The following is a 17,477-nucleotide window of genomic DNA, read 5'->3' on the forward strand; positions in this document are numbered from 1 at the left end:
GGGATCGGCCAAGCCATTGCGGGTTACATTCTGCAATGTGGCACCGGCTACCGCTAACCCAGCCCCTACTAAAAAACCCACTAATACGCGAGGTGCGCGGACTTCCCAAAAAATCATATTATTGACGGGATCTTGGCAACCTTGGGAAATGCACTGGATGAGTTCAGCATTAGATAAGTCAGAAGCGCCAAAAAATAACGCGGCAATAGGCGATATAAAGGCCAAGACTAAAAACAAAATCCACTTCGGGTTCATAGTGTTTGACCTTTTACTTCAATTGATGGGTCTTCATCAAATTTTGGAGGGTAAAAGTCAACTCTAAAAGTGCTGGAGCTATTGGATATACGCACTTCACAGGGGATTTTAAACACTTGTTGTAAACGCTCGGCGGTAAACACTTGCTGAGGTGAACCATCAGCTACTATTTTACCTTGGTCTAATAAGCATACTTGGTCGCAGTAATTAGCTGCCAAATTTAAGTCATGTAGGCTCATCACAACCGTAATATTTAAAGATTTGGCTAAGCTTCGCAATAATCTAAGTATTTGATGCTGATAATAAATATCTAAATGATTGACGGGTTCGTCTAAGATAATCAGTGCCGCTTTTTGAACTAAAGCACGAGCAATCAAACCTCGTTGTTGCTCGCCACCCGATAACGAGCTAAAAGTTTGGTGGATCTTTGCATCAAGACCTACTTGCGAGATGGCATCTCGAATACTCTTTTCGTCTTCTGAAGTATGTTGACTCAGCAAAGATTTGTGAGGTAATAAACCCATACGCACAATTTGGTATAGATTTAACGAAAAAACGCTGTCGTTAAGCTGATTGACCACTGCAATTTGCCGCGCTAAAGACATCGCATCGTAGTCTGCCAACGTTTTACCTTTCCAACTCACATTATGATAGTTACCCAATTGCCCAGATATGATTTTTAGTAAGCTAGTTTTACCCGCGCCATTAGGGCCAAGTACTCCAACAACTTGCCCTACACAAAGGTGAAGACTTACATCAGATAATATTTGTTGCTCAGCAATTTTTAAACTAACACCATCGACAACAAGGGAGCTCGAGTTAGACATGCAATAGCTCACTGTGTTCCATTGTATTTATATTATTAATCAAGGTGTTAGCTCAAGTTTGCAAGCTAAAAGTTAGCCACGAAACATTATTTAAAGGCGTTGAAATATAGCAACTATGTAGATCATATTCGAGGGTTAATTTATTTGCAGAACAAATAATCCTCACTTGAAGCGAGGATTATAAAATTGAAAATTGTTTACTCTTTTTGAAGACTAATCGTAATCTTCACATCCCAGTCGCCAAGCGTTAAGGGATAATTTCTTTTTAAGCCAATTTAGATTTTGACTATGTGCTTGAGCACAAAACTGAGATGCATCGCCCGAATATTCTACCCCGAATACAGCTTTTCCAGCGTTAACGAACACATCGTATCCGTTACATTCATTGTATTGGAAACACTGTTCGTTGAGTGCCCAGTCAAAATAGTCAACCAATTCTGGTAGTTGTTCAACGTCATTTTTAAGGCCAACCGATAACCCATATTCGTGAGCGAGTTCGGCAATAAAGCGATTGTAATTCAATTGATCTTGAGCAGTTAAAGCAATACCTGTTTCGGCGCTATTAGAATAGGCGTCCATGTTGTCTGGCTCAACCGCATCGCAACCTTTTGCAACCGCGAGTTGCATGCGCGAACGCATAATATCTTCTAATAAATCGATACGACTTATATCCAACCAGCGCTCATCCCAATCGGCCATATTTCCGGCAAAAGGGGCTTGTGATCCCGAGTAAGCATCGCCTTCGATAAAGGGAAAGAAGGTTTGCCAATCTTCGCGCCATCCTTCATAGGTGCCAGCACTGAAGTAACATACAACAATGCGGTTTGACGCTTTAAGAGCCGCGATCTGCTCTGTGCTGGTATCAAACAAGTCAATATCGTACATGTCCACATTTAGACTGGTATCCAAAGTGCCATTGATTTGCCACTGCCAGGTAATATTTTCATCTGGCGAGGGTTGCCACCAATCTCCTTCACTTGGAGGAGGTGGGGGAGGCGGTGGCTCTACTACTTCATCTGTAACCAGTTCAATAGTGGCTAAGTCAACATTACTGATATCCACCGCGTTATTTGAGAGATAACGTAGTTTGATGTTGCCCGAACTATTGATAAAATTTTGGATATCTTGGTCGATACTAAAAGTCTGATGATGCCAAATCCAAGCATCGGCCTCATTATTGTCGCCTATGGTTACCCATTTGTTCCTTGAAAAATCGCGAAGTTGAAATTTCCAGCGCTGAGTGTCACTTGATTCACCTAGGGTATTCACGTTAACAATCATTTGTTGCCAGTCGTCATCGATAGGCTGATTGAAGTGAAATATACCCACAAACTTTTTGCTGTTTGGCGCCATTTCAAGGTAAGTATTCCAATTATCCTGTTGGCCAGATTGTTCAAGATTATCTAAAACACTAACTCCTTGATCGCTTACGTTGCCTTTGTTGGTGGTGATTTTTGTCACACTTAGTGTATTTGCTAAGGCCAAGTGACTGAAGATGGCTGATGTTAATATCGAGGTAACTGTTACCCATTTTTTAATGTTCATATTAATAGTCCTGTGGATTTTTCATATAGACTTATGCAATAAGTTTTAGTGTTTACCTAACCATATACTTACTTCATTAAATTTGTTTCTCGCTGTGGGTACGCTGCCATAACCCAGAAAAAATGTCTAAATTACGCTTATACATTAGTATATTTTGTTCGTATATGTTCGATGGATTAGATAGTGCAAGTTACAACTAACTAGGTTGTTTGGCTCAAAATTCTCAGAATTGTGTTTTATCAATCATTTTAAGCCAAATAGGATTCGAATAGGCTTTATGCCCTTTGCTGTCTTCTACAATTAAACTTAACCAGCCCGATCTTTGCGGTACTTCAAATTCAACCAAAACTTTGTCACCAGACAAGGTCTGTTTACTGATAACCCCTGCATTTCCCATTAAGGTTACAGATTTCAGTCCATTCACCGATAGCAGTTCAAAACGGATGGATTGTGTTTGGTTTGCAGTAAATTTTAAGGTATCGCCGAACATGATGTTTTGCGGATAGATGATGGGACCAAATGAAACATAAGAACGCCCACTTTTCATGGCCAAAGCAAAGGCTTTAGCATTGGGTTTGCTGGCGGTATACACAAACATACGGTTAAGGCCGCTGGTTTCGTTCCAGACATCATGGGTATCTGTGCCTGCAGTGTAATAATAGGGTAATCCCTGTGACCAAAATTTACGGGCTTTCTCAAGAGTCTTGGCATAGTCAACCCCTGCATTTATTTCAATGAGGTCGAAGCTAGGATAAAAGCCACTTGGAACTGTGCCTTTTTTAAGACTACTGAAATAGCCATAGGGAATAAAGGGATGATTAGATGCAATGGCTGTGGCGCCCATACGTCTAGCATCTTTGATAATACTTTGGATATCATCGATGCCAGGATCTACAGAAAGTTGCGCACCAATATCGATGGGGAAAGCATTAAAATGCCCCCAAGAAGGAGAAATCTCTATAGACGGAACAAAAGGCACGCCACGTTTATCCGATAATGTTTTAATAACCTTGTGGTTTTTGGTTGAGTCATGATCGCTTACAAAAGTCACATTTAACCCTGCCGCTAGCTGCGAACGCACTAAATATTCTGGTGGAGTTGAGCCTTCGAGTACATCGGCATGATGATGTAAGTCAGCGCTATACCAACCCTGTTGTGTGGGATAGGTAGCAACTAAAATTTCGCTATGTAATTGGGTTGTTTTGTTGGCGGCAACTTTTACCTCAAGCAATTGCGGCTGCGCAACAAAACCTGCGCCAGAGGAAATTTTTAGTTGGTAATCTCCCGGGGCCAAAGTAAATTTGGCCTTGCCAACTGGGTCTAAATTTGTAAAAAATGTTTTAGCACCCAAAAACTCAATAAGGGGTTTATTGCCTTTCTCGATTTGAATTTTGGCATCTAACGCCGCGCGGGTATGTGCATCTGTCACTTTAATGGCTATTTTACCCGGCGCCAGTAGATCATCAAATATTAGGCTTTGTGCCTGTTTATTTTTGATGTTGATATGATGTTTTTTGCTGTCAGAATAGCCTTTACCTGTGGCATACACTTGATAGTCTCCCACCGGTAAATCAATGCTAAACAGGCCATCTTTTCCTATCGTCCAAATAAAAGGCACATCATCTTTTAGTACCACAACAGCTGGTTCGTCGACAGGTTTGCCGCCTTGGGTTTTGACGCTGCCCGTTAAGGTACCGGCTGGTAGGTTTTTACGTGCAATTTCTTCATATATTACCGGCGATAAGTCACCACTGGCTAATACCTGATATTCACCTTTAAATGTCACTGAAGTGGCGTTTTTTAAATTATGTAAAGTGTACAGATCCCGTGATTGTTGTTTTACCTGAGTCATATAGGGTGCATGTAAGGCAATAGCCCAATTGCTGTCATAACCAACAAAACGGTCGGTGAGGTAATTTTCGATATCTGTTTGGGTGTTGTTGTTATCTTTCGGCACTGCAAATTTAAAACCTGCATCAGTCCATAAGGTATAACCGGATAATAAATCAGTTAATGACTCACCTTGGTTGTACATAGTGGTTTCAACTTGAATACGATCAGAGCCTGCCGCTAGGCTATAAACAGTGGTGATCACAATCTTAGAAAAATCACGGATAACCTTAACTATTGCTTGCTCCTTGCTGTCTTTAACAATCTCAACTTTTTGATAAGTATTGGGCCAGCTTGACCAGTTATTTGGAATAAAATCAGCAAAGGCGACGCGATCTTGACTTAAAGTTCCATCTGCTGCAACCACGGCAATATCAACAATACAGCCACGGGCAACACCCCAAGGCGGCGCTGAGCCTATCGCCAGTGAAAATGCCAATTTGTCATTTTTTATAGTTAAGTCTTGTTCTGATGTGGCATTGCCAGAAGGGATGATTGTTTTGCCATGAATAATTGAGACAGCCGCAGAAGTTTGAGCGACTAATAATAAGCTAGATATTGATATAACAATGCGTAGCAGCAAGGATTGATAAAGGAGTTTTTGCATGACAATGACCTAAGAGTGAAACTATCTTTCTGGAAAAAAGCGTACGCAGGGTAAACCCTGTTTCACAACTAAGCAATGAATAGAGGGGGATTAGTCAAAATGGAAGGCCTAGTTGCCAACCATTCTGCAAATTAATACTAAAATTTTTTAAGTGACTGCACTGCTTTTTCGGCGTTGCCAAGTTCGCCAATTTCTTGAAACTTGAGCCTGCCTTGACTATCTAGCCCAGATATAAGATTGGAATGATTAACTTCATTGTCGGCAACATTTTGATATCTAATATTTAAAACCATGGCTAAACTGCGCACATCTTCATCACTGCCGGTTAGCAAGCTCCAGTTGTCGGTATTCAGTTGCCTTTTTTGCGCGAATTCTCGCAACACTGCTGGTGTATCTGTATCCGGTGTTAATGAGACTAAGATAAACCCTAGATCCTGTTTTTCTGCCGCACTGAGCTTATGTTCTATGGCTTGCATGGTCGAAACTATAGTCGGGCAGGTATGTAAACAGTGGGTGTAAATAAGACTGACTATCTGTTTTTTACCAGCAAAACTGCTGAGGGCGCGTTTGTTGCCGTCTTGATCTATCCAAGAGCTATCTAGTTGATAAATCGAATCTTGGGGCAGCGACTTTGAATAGGCTTGGGGCGCCATCAGTAGCAGGGTTAGCAGCAACGGCTTAATTAGAATAGTGAGATTACATTTTTTCATAAGAGTTCTCCTTAGAAGATGCACAGCGAAAGCCTAGATTAGGTAAGGTAAATTTTGCCTGTAAACTAGAGCGAAATCCGAAACGCATAAAAGCAGCATAATTGCTGGGATCGGCTGCGCCTTGAGCGCCCGCCGCACAAAACAACCTTTGGTCAATCTTGCTATCACCACGAGATTCACCGCTGACCAGTGCAGAATTGAAATCTTGAGTCCATTCCCATATCAATCCATGTAGGTCGTGTACACCCCAAAAATTAGGGGGGGTACTGCCAACATCAGGTAATTGTTGGCTATTTGGCAGGCTATACCATTCCAAAATACGCTGATGGTAGTTTTTTTCCTGGCTTCCATCGGCCTGCGATTCACTGGCGCTTGCGACTCGCTCCCATTCGGCAACAGTGGGTAATCGTTTGTTGAGTGAGCGGCAATAGGCTTGGGCGGCAAACCAAGAAACATGAGTCACAGGACTGTTAAGCTGTTTCTTAGAGGGCTGTCTTTGCATATCTTTTTCTGCCCAGTGTTGCAGGTATTGAGGCTCGGCAAAAATCTGCGGAATGGACTGATATTGCCAACGGGGATTAGCCGCGACAAACAGCAAATACTGCCGGTTAGTGACTGGCATTGTATCTATTTTGAACGCCTTAACTTGTGTTTGAGGGCTGTCTTTGCTCATATAAAGGGGGCGATAATCGCCCCCAGGGATCTGCACCATATTCTGCCCAGCCCCCAACAAAACAGATAAAAATAGTAAAGAATGCAACATTCTTAATGACGCCTATTAGCTACTTCTTCTGCTGAAATTTGCCCGCCTTTGTTGTCCCAACTATTGAGTACAAAGGTCATGACATTGGCAATGTCTTGATCACTAAGTTGCATGGCGGGCATCACACCATCATAGTTGACACCATTCACTTTAATCGGCCCTGATAACCCTTTAATAATGGCGTTGACACCCAACATAGGATTGGCATTTAAGTAGTCAGATTTCGCCAATGGAGGAAACGCCGAGGGTATGCCTTGTCCTTTGGCCTGATGGCAAGCAAGGCAGTTTGCCTCGTATACCCTTTGGCCAAAGCGAATTTGCTCTTCTTTGGTTTTTGCGGTCGCCACCACATAATCTTCGTCTAAGGTCTGTACGGCTGAACCTTCTGGTAAATACACATTGTCAGCTTGCTTGCCTGAGTAAATACTCGGCTCGTCGGCACCATCGACATTCAGCATAGCCAAGGCCCCTTTGTTAAACGCCCTAAAAATAGAGTGGTCGACAATAATAAAAGTGCCAGGTACGTCTACTTTAAACTCTACAATTGCTGCACCTCCAGCGGGAATGATCGTAGTTTGAACATTGTGATTTTTTAGGTCTCCCCCTTCAACATAGACGGTGTCGAAAATCTCACCGATTACATGGAAAGATGAAACCAAATTAGGCCCGCCATTACCTACATATAAACGTACTGTTTCGCCTACATTGGCGGTTAAGGATTTTTCGTTAGTGGTGCTGCCCACAGAACCGTTAAATACCACGTAATCGGCATCTTCATCTATGGCTTTCTCCATATCAAAAGGCTGCAAACCCGCCTCACCGTATTCCCCTTTGGTATAAAAGTCCCCTTGCACCACGTAATATTCACGGTCAACTTTTGGTAAGCCTTCTTTTGGCTCAACTAAGATAAGACCGTACATGCCGTTTGCTATATGCATGCCTACAGGTGCCGTTGCGCAATGATAAACGTATAGACCAGGATTAAGTGCGGTGAAGCTAAATGTAGAAGTGTGCCCCGGTGCTGTAAATGACGATACTGCTCCTCCACCTGGGCCTGTCACGGCATGTAAGTCGATATTGTGGGGCATTTTTGAACTAGGATGATTTGACAGATGAAATTCTACTTCGTCGCCTTGTCTAATACGAATAAAACTGCCAGGAACCGTTTCCCCAAATGACCAAAAAACGTAATCAACGCCATCTGCAATTGAGCCTACTTGTTCTCGTGTCTCAAGGTTAATGACCACTTTTGCGTTGTGAGTTCGGTTGATTGGAGGCGGAACCATAGGCGGAGCGGTAAGTGTGGCCTGTTCAGTAACCAAATTTTTAGCCTGAATATTGATGCTTAAAAAAGCGGTTAATAATAACCAGCATGCACTTTTCATTTTACGAGTTTTCATAGTGTGAACCTCATTTTGTTTTTTGGAAGTGTGTCGCCCCTAGTATCTAGGGAACTGACTTATATGAGTTGATGTGGATCAAGCAACTGAAATTTAGCTAAGTGAGGAGCAATTACTTGGAAGGATTGGTATCAACTAGACAATCTTCTACCGAGCGCCTAACGGAAAACTCGGCAGGATCAGCTCGACCAATTCTCACCATGATTTGTGGATAGTCAGAAACACTAAATTCTTGCTGCAGAAGCTTGCGTAAAGATCCAGTTTCAATGCTTTGGTTTAAATAGGAGGCACTAAAACCTACAGAGGTAAAAATGAGTAGTACCTGGGCTAAGGCTCTACCTGTATTAATCCAGTCTTCTTGTTGGTCTTGAACCGAGGAAAACACGCCTAAAACAGGAGAGCTTTCTTGAATTTTTCGCTTGTTGCTTTGGGCGACTCGGTTTCCCAAATTAAAGGTTTTAATTATGAAGCTAGTTAGAGGAGTGAATACATCGGGTAATCCAAAACGGTAGGCAGACATTCCATCTTTCTCGCCTCTTTTATTGGAGTGCATCCAAGTGGCAAGTTCTATTCTAAACCAAGGTTTTGCAAACTGTCTTTTGTCTGCAAACATGGTCAATTTTGCTATTTCTGCCTTTATTTTTTGATTACTGTGGTACGAAAAATTCACTGCAAAATTTGCGGCTGTGTTAACGCATAACTTAAGTATTTCTTCAGATAATTTCTCAGAGGAAAAAGGCCGGCGATTTGTCTGACGAACAGTAATGGCTTTAAATAATGCAATATCACTTTCACTAGGTGCGCTGCCTTTAACGAGAGTTATTGTTGCTAGGCAATCTGGTGTGTTTTCGTAACTACTAAGTTGAATAACTGGCTGAAAACCAAAATAACGAGCAGCCACTTCTAGGTTACCTAAGGCCGCTCCACAACTGATTGTCATTTCTCGATTGTCAGGGTCGATCACAGCTAAGGCGCGGCTGCGATTAAAAATCAATTCGACACTGTTGTGGGTCATGCGAAAAAGCCAAGGTTGGGCATTGTGTCCAGAAGGCGCTAGTACCGCATAATTGAGCAAAAATTGCAGTTGCTGTTTAACCGTCCCGCTTTTAGGAAAATCTTCCGCTTTAACTAAACGAGGATCAGAATTAGAGGTCATCATCCTTACCGCTATTAGAGCAACAAATATAAACTTTATCTTTTGGTTTACTCTTCATCTTGATTTAGATCAATGAGAAGCTGCAATTTTTCTCTCTATGGGTGTAATACCATTAATCCATCCTAACAATTGATCACTCAGCGAGATTTAAAAGCACCTAATCAAGGCGCTCGAATGAAGCAATAGTTATTCTATTGTAAGTTCGGGCAACGCAGAGTAGGCGCTTTTAAACCTCGCCTGGGTGATTACTTATGGCGATTGGTATAAGCTAATGCCAACTAGGCTTTTAGTAAAAGCAGCATTCAGTTATTAACTCAATTATTTGTATGGAGACTATTATGTTTGCTTTTGTTACATCCTTTATAAATAGTAAGTTGCTGTGCACTCTTTGTGTGATGTTTGTGACAGTGTCTCAAGCAGCAGTGCATGACCCTCGAGCAATTGCAGCCGACCCCTTTACCGCGACTAAAGCGATTGCTCCTGCACTGGCTAACTTAGGTGATCATCAATTCATCGTGACCACTGATGTGGCCGCCTCGCAAGCCTTTGTTAATCAAGGTTATCGTCTTACTTTAGGTTTTAATCATTCTGAAGCTCTTAGAGCTTTTAAAGAGGCGGTACGTTTAGATCCCAATAACGCCATGGCGTACTGGGGCTGGGCATTAGTGTTAGGGCCCAATTTAAATTTGCCGATGCAGCCTAGTGTGCAAGATCAGGCGTTTATGGCAGTCTCAAAAGCAGAAAGTTTAAAGGACAAGGTCAGCTCTCGCGAAAAAGCCTATATCGAGGCGTTAGCGGTAAGATACTCAGATGATAAAGACGTTTCTCGTGAAAAGTTGGATACAGACTATGCCACAGCAATGGCAAAGCTAGTAAAGCAGTATCCAGAGGATTTAGATGCTGCAACCCTATATGCTGCCGCCATAATGAATACTAATCCATGGGATTATTGGTTCAGGGATGGTTCGCCGAAACAGCATACTCAAGTTATCTTAAGTACCTTGCAATCGGTTTTAGATCGCAATCCTAATCATGCAGGGGCAAACCATTATTTGATCCATACGGTGGAAGCCTTCCGTCCTGAATTGGGCGTAGCAGCGGCTGATCGCTTAGGGAAATTAATGCCCGGAGCAGGGCATTTAGTGCACATGCCTTCTCATATTTATATGCGAGTGGGACGTTATGCCGATTCTTATGCCGCCAATGCTGCGGCTATTGTTGCCGATGAAGGCTATATTACTCAGTGCCGCGCACAAGGCTTATATCCTTTGGGTTACTATCCTCACAACATTCATTTTCTTGTATGGTCGGCAATGTTTCAAGGTCGTTCCAACGCAGCGATAGCTGCCGCCCGTCAGGTTGCGGATAAAATCCCTAAATTTGGCGGTGAAAATACTTGGGGCCTGAATGAAGCCTTCTTAAGCCAACCGCTGTTTGTTTTAGTTCGCTTTGGTCAATGGAAAGCTATTCAAGCAGAACCCCGTCCACATAAAAATGCACGCTTTATAACAGGGGTATGGTTGTATGCTCAGGGCATGGCAGCTATCCATCAAGGACAATTAAAGCGAGCTCAAAAACATCTAGAATCGTTAAATGATATGCAGAAAATTGTGGCAAGCGACGCCAACTATTATGTGGGGTTTGGGGCTGCAGGACAGCTACTTGCTATAGCAAATAACGTCTTAGCAGGAGAGATTGAGGGCAAAAAAGAAAACTATACAAAGGCTATAAGTCATTTAGAAAAAGCGGCCCGTTTAGAAGACGCCCTCATGTACAACGAACCACCGGATTGGTACTTTCCAGTTCGCCATATCTTAGGCGCCTTATTACTAGAAGCAAACCTGCCAGCTGAAGCCGAGGTAGTTTATTGGGAAGACTTAAGACGTAATCCAGAAAATGGCTATTCCTTGTTTGGATTAAAACAAAGTTTGCTTGCCCAAGATAATATTGCGGTTGCAAAAGTGATCGATAATCGCTTTGTCAAAGCTTGGGCCGATGCTGACGTGGTATTGACCTCTTCGCGATTTTAATCGGGTTTAGGTGCGCGAATTAACTTTGCCACTGAACTAGCAGTGGCAGTAAGTTCATCGTCTTGGTTATAAATTCGACTTTCCATAAAGGCGGTTTTGTAGCTTTGTTTTATAACCCAGCCTTCTACTCTAAGTTTCCCAGCGCGGGTAGCGGCCAAGTAAGAGGTTTTAATCTCAAGAGATGAGACATTGACTATCTCTTGGTCACAAACAAACACAGCGTGGCTCATAGCTGCGTCTAACATGGCTGTCACAAAACCACCTTGCACTACATCTATAGAATGGCAAAAGTCTGTGCCGATGTTAAATTCAAAGGTGCAGGCCTTGTTATCCATATCTAGATCGACCAGCTTCCCTCCCATCATTTTGATAAACCCTGGCCCTTGCTGATTGATAGATTGGATTAATTTATTTTTGTCGCTCATAACTGCCTGCAAATTTTTAGAAAAAAGCTTGTATTCATAGTGAGTAATGCTACCAGTCTTCCAAAGCCATATGTTTTCTAATTCCTATCGGCATAAATCACTATTTAAAATATATCCTCAATCATCAAAGCCATTCCTATTATCACCATAAAACAGGTAGTATTCGTAATAATTACAACTTTAGATAGAACCGAGGAATGGCGAATACTATGAATTACGAACTACTTGAGGGCGGTATCGCCAAAATATCTCTGGATAACGGTAAAGCCAATGCGGTGTCATTTGAGCTTGCTGAAGAATTTATGGTGAACCTTGATCGCGCCGAAAAAGAAGCCAAAGGGGTACTAATTACTGGGCACGTAGGGATATTTTCTGCTGGCTTCGACTTAAAAGTTATGGCCACAGGCCCAGAAGCGGCGCAAAAAATGGTTGGCAATGGCATGTTGTTGTTAGAAAAAATTTATTCACATCCGCTACCTATTGTTGTGGCCTGTGAAGGTCATGCAGTGGGTATGGGCGTGTTTTTGTTACTGGCTGCTGATTACCGCGTCGGTGCCTTGGGTGAGTTTGTGCTTAAACTTCCCGAAACTGCAATTGATATGCCTTTTAACGAAACCTTAAGAGTGTTGGCGAAAACCCATATAGATCCTAAGTTTCATTCTAGAGCCATCATTCAATCAGAGGGGTATTCTGCCTCTCAAGCAGCAAAAATTGGGATGTTAGATGAAGCGGTTGATGCTGAACAGGTACAACAAACAGCTTTAGCAAAATTGGCCGAGTTAAGTGGATTGCCTAGCGCTCGTTATAAAGAAAATAAGCGGTTTATGCGAGCCAAAGAAATTAAAGAGATTTCTGAATCTCTTCACGGTTAACACTTACGTCTAACTTGCATCACAGTTCTCCTAATTTTTGAATTGGGAGAACTAAATCATATCTTTAAAACGATTGCTCATAGTTAAGTCGATAGAATTGGCGAAGCCTGGGATCCGGATTTCTTTATCAGTTATCTGAATATCGTTTTCGTCGATAAGATCCTGCCCAAAATGATAAATTGTATCGAAGTAACCTTGATTCGCAGCTAGGTTATAGGCAGTCGCTTTGGTACGTACTTGTTGCCTACGAGACTCATAATCTGCAATGTCTGCTTTGCTATAGCGTTTGGTTAGCATCTTATCCACAATCTGTGGTGACAAAACTGTCGCAGTGGCATTGTTGCCACCAAAACCTTTTGAGTTTAGAAACGCCACATCGAGGTTTCCCGCACCTTTTTCAGTATCGGTGGTGGAAATATTGAGCCGCTCGTCGTAAACATCTTCAGCTACTTTGTCTATGGTTTTAATGCCCGGAATAATGCCATATTTAAACACCCCTAAACTCACCATAAGTTGTTCAGCACTCGCTGGAGATAAAGAATGACCTACATATGCTTTGACCGCAGTGACGGGCCAATTTTGAATATCGAAGGTGCTGGCAACATCATGAAAAATTCGCGACTCAGTAATGCGATTAGCTGGCGTACTTGAACCATGAGCTTGAATGAATGAACGTTCGCGTACAGACTCATCACCTACAATGGCTCGCGCTGCAGCAACGGCTTTGGCCATGGTAATATAATTACCTGGTCCTGGGGCCGAAATGGATTTTTTGTAACCATCTGCATTAATAAATACATCGCTGATTGCGCCGTGAATATCGGCTCCGAGCTCTAAGGCAAGTGCATCGTCCATTAACACAACGTACTGAGTTGATTCGGCTATCGTAAAACCACAATTTTCGCCAAAAGGACGACTTGCTCGCCTATGATCTACTGCATCGCTTTGGTCTAAACGCTTCAAATTGTCGTCACTAGCTAAGGCCCCCATAGTGCCATAACCATCTATGACTTCTGACGTTATTGGTGCTTCGGCATTGCCCACTACAGCTACGCGACGTTTGCCATTATTGATGTCTTCGATTGCCGCCTTGAGATTGTAAAGAAAGGTTGCACATGCGCCAACAATAGCGCCTGTATGCCCAACGCTGCCAAGAACATAAGCATTAACAAAGTCAGCTGGCATGGTATTTAGCCCTAATGGGCATTGCTTAGTGCTAACACGGCCACCTTTTAGTCGTGACTGCAACATGCCACCAAAGCCATTCTCGTCAAGCTGCGACATCGCATTGCTGGCATAAACCCCTATTTCATCAGGCTTAACCGCATCCACAACCGTTTTCCATTCAATGCCCATTGAACGAATGGCATCAGACGCGCCCATTATTGCCATTTGTAAGGCGCGAGGATGAAAACGAGCATTGTAGTGATCGGCCGGTTCAAATCCACTTGGTAGTTGTCCTGCGGCTTTAACGGGTGACTCACGATAACTGTTTGCTTTGAATTCAGCGTCACCAATTATCTTAACGCTGACGTTTTCCTTATCAATATCACTCACTAGCCAGTTATTCGGGACAGGGTCTGGTAGCTGCTTACGCTTTACATCAAAACATATACCTTGGTCCTCAGAGGAGCGCATTGATACATTTTTTTGCCAGTACACAGCATCTACATCAAAGTGATTTTTTTCGATCCGACGAATAAGTGTCGAGTTTAAAATTTGCTCCGAATAGGTCTCAATTACTTGCTCTACCGTGAGTGCTTGTTCATTTGGATCTAAATAAATTCCATTTTCAAAACGCACAAGCTTCATCATGGTAGCTAAACCTAGTAAGGTTTCTTGACGATCATCTTCAGGCAAACTTTCAATCACCATCCGTTGATAGGCGTGATGAAATGAGCTGCGGCCAGCGGCATTAAAACCACCAAATCCAACGATAACGGGTAATGCAGACATACTTAAAATACCAAATTTGTAATCTGTAGGCAGTGTAGTACCTATACTCGAATTCTAGGAGGGCTATATTAGCCATATTTTGTGGTATTTCGGCCATTTTGCCGTTATTCTGGTCATTACCTAGCTAGATCAAAGCCATTTTTTATTGTGTATAAAATTACTTTTTTACTTTGCGACAACATGCTTGCAACCAGTGCAACTTTACCATTTGAAATGTTACAGGCGGCCGAAAGTGCTGCTCGCGGTAGAAAGGGGGCAAAAGAAAAGTCAGTTCAAATTCAAACTACCGCAATAAACAAACGGCCAATTAAAACCAGCGTGGGTTTTCAATTTGTGCCTGATACCATACTGCAAGAGGTAAACGACAGCGATATTATTTACTTACCTGCTTTGTGGCGCAATCCTCGGCCTATTGTGAAAAAACACCCCGAACTTTTGGAGTGGCTATTAAAGGCTTATGAAAACGGTGCGATGATTTCAGCGGTTGGGACCGGCAGTTGTTTTTTGGCAGAGGCAGGCTTGCTGAATGATAAAGCTGCGACTACCCATTGGCATTACTTTGACCAGTTTCAAAGGGACTACCCAAGAGTGCAACTAAAACGCCAGTATTTTATCACTCAAGCGGCAAGTTTGTATTGTTCGGCCAGTGTTAATGCCATGGCAGATCTCACAGTGCATTTTGTAAAACGTATATACGGTGAGGCTATAGCAAGTTTTGTTGAACGTAATTTTTCTCATGAAATTCGTCGTTCTTATGAGCACAACAGTTACTTTGAAGGCAGCACCCATCACCACCCAGATGAAGATATAGTACAAGCGCAAATATGGTTGCAAGATAATTATCATCGCAACATAAAAGTATCTGAAGTGGCAAAACGTTTTGATATGAGCGTTCGCAATTTTAATCGTCGTTTTAAACAAGCTACCGCCCAATCACCGTTGCAATACTTGCAGCAAAAACGTATCGACATTGCGAAAGATTTATTGCAAACCAGCAATCTGAATGTGAGTGAAGTAGCGGATAAAATTGGCTATCAAGATGTAGGGTATTTTACTGAATTATTTAAGAAACTGTTATCCACATCGCCTCGGGAATATCGCGAAACAGTACGTGCCAAACTATTTAGTGTGTGATCATGGATAGTTGAACAATAAGGATAAACTGAACCAAGCAAGTGCAACTAGTTGCATTAATGTATTTGTTACAATACCTCATATTCCTGTGGTTGATTGTTTTGCTAATGGTTGTATAGTTCTAGCTGTAACACTTTTTCAGTATTCTCAAATGAAAAGGAAAAACAAATGAAAAAATATTTATACAGCATTTTAGTCTTCGCTACTTGCAGTTTAGTTGGATGCACTAGTAGCCCATTAACAAACCATAAAAATGATATTGAAAGCTTTATAGTCGATCAAAATTTAGCGCCAGTAGACAGTTTTGAATCTTCCGAAGTGTTGCAATTTAGAGTGATGGATGATCATCACATTGCGATTAAATTGAAAAGTAAGCATTATTTTTTGACTACTCCGAGTCATTGCAAAAATATGTATCGTGCTAGCAAAATCATTTTAACAGAAGATGATGACGGAATTGTTAGAGTCAATGTTGATAAAGTTATTCGGCTTGGTGATAAGTATACCGAGTGTACAATAACGGGAATGTATAAATTGCACCCAGTGCAATTACAACAACTAACTGCTTCGCGATATGGACCTGAGCCTAATCCGTCATAATTTAATACTTATACAATGTAAAAGTTGTCAGGGGTGTTTAGGACGGGTCTAAACTACTAATAAATAAAAGCGCCAATTTCGGAAGTGGCGCTTTTATTTTATTTAGCTGTCATAAGTCATTGCAGTCGAGTTTCGCCATAATTATTTTTTTATCCACTTACCATTCATCCAAAAGAGGCAATTAAAGCCTCTAAATAAACAGCAATTCTTAAATTTATGCTCTGCGACGTGCAGCACCTATCCCAATAAGTCCTAATAACAATGTACTTAAAATCGCTGGCTCAGGAACATCAATTGGTGGTGGCACGACAAACAATTCTGGGTTTGATATTAACTGAAGGTCCATGTTCAAGTCCCAATGACCTGGTTTGCCAGTATTGTTAACATTAAACCAAGCCGAAGCGCCAAAATCTAACGTTTTATCGTTGGCACCCAGACCAATTTGTAAGGCCGGTCCAATGCGCTCAAGATTCGCTACAAAGCCACCCGCTTCCTGGGTAGAAATCCTACCCGAAACTAAGTTATGGTAATAAACCCATGAGTCTAACATTAGACCACCACCTGTTTTAACGCTTCCATCGGGGGTTACGTTAAAGCCATCCCAAATAACATCGATCAACCAAGAAACGCCACTATCTGAAGCATGACCATATAATCGTGCAGTGCCATCGTTGTAGGCAGTTAAGTACAAGTCATCATCAAAATTAAAAAAATTATCATTGTTAAATTTTAGATTATGCGTCCATAAACCATGGCTATTTATCGCATCATCTACTTTCCACTGATGAGTAATGATGGCAGCATTAGAGAAGAAAGATAAGCTTAAAGTAGCGATAGCAGTAAGTTGGATAATTATTTTTTTCACATTACACCTCAATCTAAAACGTCATTCTGTTGTTGCAATGGTGTGTAGTTTACCAAGTGGCAATATTGAAAATATGGCCAAAGTGTCCAATTTTGAAATAAGTGTTTTTAGCGATTAATAAACTTTCCCCAACAGCCTTATCGCTGCTTCAGGAATGTTATAGTATTTTCAGATGGTGGATAGATTGGCATAGGTAAAGCCAGTCAATTCTCTTTGTATCATCAATGCATGCAGGTTTTCAGCGATTTTTATTAGAAATAGCTAGTGTTCTTCTGGAGTTGCCAGTTTAGCTCTCTTTTTTTGATATGTATTGATTGAATCGTTTAGCTTTCTTCCGGCTCGACTTAGGGCAGAAGAATGCTACTTTAAGTAGCGCTAACTCAAGCTCTTGAAATTCACCATGTTTTTGAGTTTTTTGCTAATACGTTGTCTAAACTAAATT

The 17,477-nt window shown here is 41.8% G+C and carries 15 protein-coding genes; 4 read left to right on the forward strand and 11 right to left on the reverse strand.

The features are described from left to right. The 8 genes from Q0688_RS24665 to Q0688_RS24700 form a co-directional block, all read right to left on the reverse strand. Window positions 1-255: iron chelate uptake ABC transporter family permease subunit (locus tag Q0688_RS24665; RefSeq protein WP_299083661.1), on the reverse strand; the 255-nt coding region annotated here is incomplete at its 3' end. Next, the gene (locus Q0688_RS24670; protein ID WP_299083664.1) at window positions 252-1,082 is read right to left on the reverse strand and encodes an ABC transporter ATP-binding protein; all 831 of its coding nucleotides are present in this window, start codon (window positions 1,080-1,082) and stop codon (window positions 252-254) included. The genes Q0688_RS24670 and Q0688_RS24665, both read right to left, overlap by 4 nt. Before the next feature lie 213 nt (window positions 1,083-1,295). Next, on the reverse strand, window positions 1,296-2,627 hold the full coding sequence (locus Q0688_RS24675) for an endo alpha-1,4 polygalactosaminidase (RefSeq protein ID WP_299083667.1): 1,332 nt from the start codon (window positions 2,625-2,627) through the stop codon (window positions 1,296-1,298). Window positions 2,628-2,850: 223 nt separating this feature from the next. Then, window positions 2,851-5,124, reverse strand: a complete 2,274-nt coding sequence (locus Q0688_RS24680; protein ID WP_299083671.1) for a CehA/McbA family metallohydrolase — start codon at window positions 5,122-5,124, stop codon at window positions 2,851-2,853. A 137-nt stretch (window positions 5,125-5,261) separates the two neighbouring features. Then, complete coding sequence (locus Q0688_RS24685) at window positions 5,262-5,834, reverse strand: SCO family protein (RefSeq protein ID WP_299083673.1); 573 nt, start codon at window positions 5,832-5,834, stop codon at window positions 5,262-5,264. Continuing rightward, window positions 5,821-6,597 (reverse strand): formylglycine-generating enzyme family protein, encoded by a 777-nt coding sequence (locus tag Q0688_RS24690; RefSeq protein WP_299083675.1) that lies wholly within the window; start codon window positions 6,595-6,597, stop codon window positions 5,821-5,823. Before Q0688_RS24690 ends, Q0688_RS24685 begins: the two co-directional genes overlap by 14 nt. A gap of 2 nt (window positions 6,598-6,599) precedes the next feature. Then, entirely contained in the window at window positions 6,600-7,997 is a 1,398-nt protein-coding gene (gene nirK, locus Q0688_RS24695; RefSeq protein ID WP_299083678.1) for a copper-containing nitrite reductase, read from the reverse strand. A gap of 112 nt (window positions 7,998-8,109) precedes the next feature. Then, window positions 8,110-9,156, reverse strand: a complete 1,047-nt coding sequence (locus tag Q0688_RS24700) for a hypothetical protein (protein WP_299083681.1) — start codon at window positions 9,154-9,156, stop codon at window positions 8,110-8,112. A gap of 335 nt (window positions 9,157-9,491) precedes the next feature. On the opposite strand from Q0688_RS24700, the gene Q0688_RS24705 reads away from it, so the two are divergent. After that, complete coding sequence (locus Q0688_RS24705; RefSeq protein ID WP_299083684.1) at window positions 9,492-11,183, forward strand: hypothetical protein; 1,692 nt, start codon at window positions 9,492-9,494, stop codon at window positions 11,181-11,183. Here the strand turns inward: Q0688_RS24705 and Q0688_RS24710 are convergent. Next, window positions 11,180-11,608 carry a PaaI family thioesterase gene (locus Q0688_RS24710; RefSeq protein ID WP_299083687.1) on the reverse strand — a complete coding sequence of 143 codons (429 nt, stop codon included), beginning with the start codon at window positions 11,606-11,608 and terminating at the stop codon, window positions 11,180-11,182. The two genes, Q0688_RS24705 and Q0688_RS24710, sit on opposite strands and share 4 nt — an antisense overlap. A gap of 209 nt (window positions 11,609-11,817) precedes the next feature. Here Q0688_RS24710 and Q0688_RS24715 point away from each other — a divergent pair, with 209 nt between their 5' ends. Then, the gene (locus Q0688_RS24715) at window positions 11,818-12,480 is read left to right on the forward strand and encodes a crotonase/enoyl-CoA hydratase family protein (protein WP_299083690.1); all 663 of its coding nucleotides are present in this window, start codon (window positions 11,818-11,820) and stop codon (window positions 12,478-12,480) included. Window positions 12,481-12,531: 51 nt separating this feature from the next. Here Q0688_RS24715 and Q0688_RS24720 read toward each other — a convergent pair whose 3' ends face one another. Further along, the gene (locus tag Q0688_RS24720) at window positions 12,532-14,436 is read right to left on the reverse strand and encodes a beta-ketoacyl synthase (RefSeq protein WP_299083693.1); all 1,905 of its coding nucleotides are present in this window, start codon (window positions 14,434-14,436) and stop codon (window positions 12,532-12,534) included. Window positions 14,437-14,616: 180 nt separating this feature from the next. On the opposite strand from Q0688_RS24720, the gene Q0688_RS24725 reads away from it, so the two are divergent. Together Q0688_RS24725 and Q0688_RS24730 are read left to right on the forward strand one after the other, a co-directional pair. Beyond that, window positions 14,617-15,570: a GlxA family transcriptional regulator gene (locus tag Q0688_RS24725; RefSeq protein ID WP_299083696.1), complete on the forward strand. Its 954-nt coding sequence runs from the start codon at window positions 14,617-14,619 to the stop codon at window positions 15,568-15,570. Between the two features lie 168 nt (window positions 15,571-15,738). After that, the gene (locus Q0688_RS24730; protein ID WP_299083699.1) at window positions 15,739-16,170 is read left to right on the forward strand and encodes a DUF6491 family protein; all 432 of its coding nucleotides are present in this window, start codon (window positions 15,739-15,741) and stop codon (window positions 16,168-16,170) included. Window positions 16,171-16,384: 214 nt separating this feature from the next. Here Q0688_RS24730 and Q0688_RS24735 read toward each other — a convergent pair whose 3' ends face one another. Further along, the gene (locus Q0688_RS24735) at window positions 16,385-17,035 is read right to left on the reverse strand and encodes a PEP-CTERM sorting domain-containing protein (protein WP_299083702.1); all 651 of its coding nucleotides are present in this window, start codon (window positions 17,033-17,035) and stop codon (window positions 16,385-16,387) included. Window positions 17,036-17,477 lie beyond the last annotated feature (442 nt).

The sequence above is a fragment of the uncultured Paraglaciecola sp. genome (assembly GCF_937123705.1).
Classification (GTDB): Bacteria; Pseudomonadota; Gammaproteobacteria; order Enterobacterales; family Alteromonadaceae; genus Paraglaciecola.

Bases quoted from the DNA above. Each gene is read 5' to 3' on its own strand.
- Q0688_RS24725 (WP_299083696.1), top strand. From the start codon at position 14,617: ATGCTTGCAACCAGTGCAACTTTACCATTTGAAATGTTACAGGCGGCC.
- Q0688_RS24710 (WP_299083687.1), bottom strand. From the start codon at position 11,608: ATGAGCGACAAAAATAAATTAATCCAATCTATCAATCAGCAAGGGCCA.
- Q0688_RS24675 (WP_299083667.1), bottom strand. From the start codon at position 2,627: ATGAACATTAAAAAATGGGTAACAGTTACCTCGATATTAACATCAGCC.
- Q0688_RS24705 (WP_299083684.1), top strand. From the start codon at position 9,492: ATGTTTGCTTTTGTTACATCCTTTATAAATAGTAAGTTGCTGTGCACT.
- Q0688_RS24715 (WP_299083690.1), top strand. From the start codon at position 11,818: ATGAATTACGAACTACTTGAGGGCGGTATCGCCAAAATATCTCTGGAT.
- nirK (WP_299083678.1), bottom strand. From the start codon at position 7,997: ATGAAAACTCGTAAAATGAAAAGTGCATGCTGGTTATTATTAACCGCT.
- Q0688_RS24700 (WP_299083681.1), bottom strand. From the start codon at position 9,156: ATGATGACCTCTAATTCTGATCCTCGTTTAGTTAAAGCGGAAGATTTT.
- Q0688_RS24670 (WP_299083664.1), bottom strand. From the start codon at position 1,082: ATGTCTAACTCGAGCTCCCTTGTTGTCGATGGTGTTAGTTTAAAAATT.
- Q0688_RS24685 (WP_299083673.1), bottom strand. From the start codon at position 5,834: ATGAAAAAATGTAATCTCACTATTCTAATTAAGCCGTTGCTGCTAACC.
- Q0688_RS24690 (WP_299083675.1), bottom strand. From the start codon at position 6,597: ATGTTGCATTCTTTACTATTTTTATCTGTTTTGTTGGGGGCTGGGCAG.
- Q0688_RS24730 (WP_299083699.1), top strand. From the start codon at position 15,739: ATGAAAAAATATTTATACAGCATTTTAGTCTTCGCTACTTGCAGTTTA.
- Q0688_RS24720 (WP_299083693.1), bottom strand. From the start codon at position 14,436: ATGTCTGCATTACCCGTTATCGTTGGATTTGGTGGTTTTAATGCCGCT.
- Q0688_RS24680 (WP_299083671.1), bottom strand. From the start codon at position 5,124: ATGCAAAAACTCCTTTATCAATCCTTGCTGCTACGCATTGTTATATCA.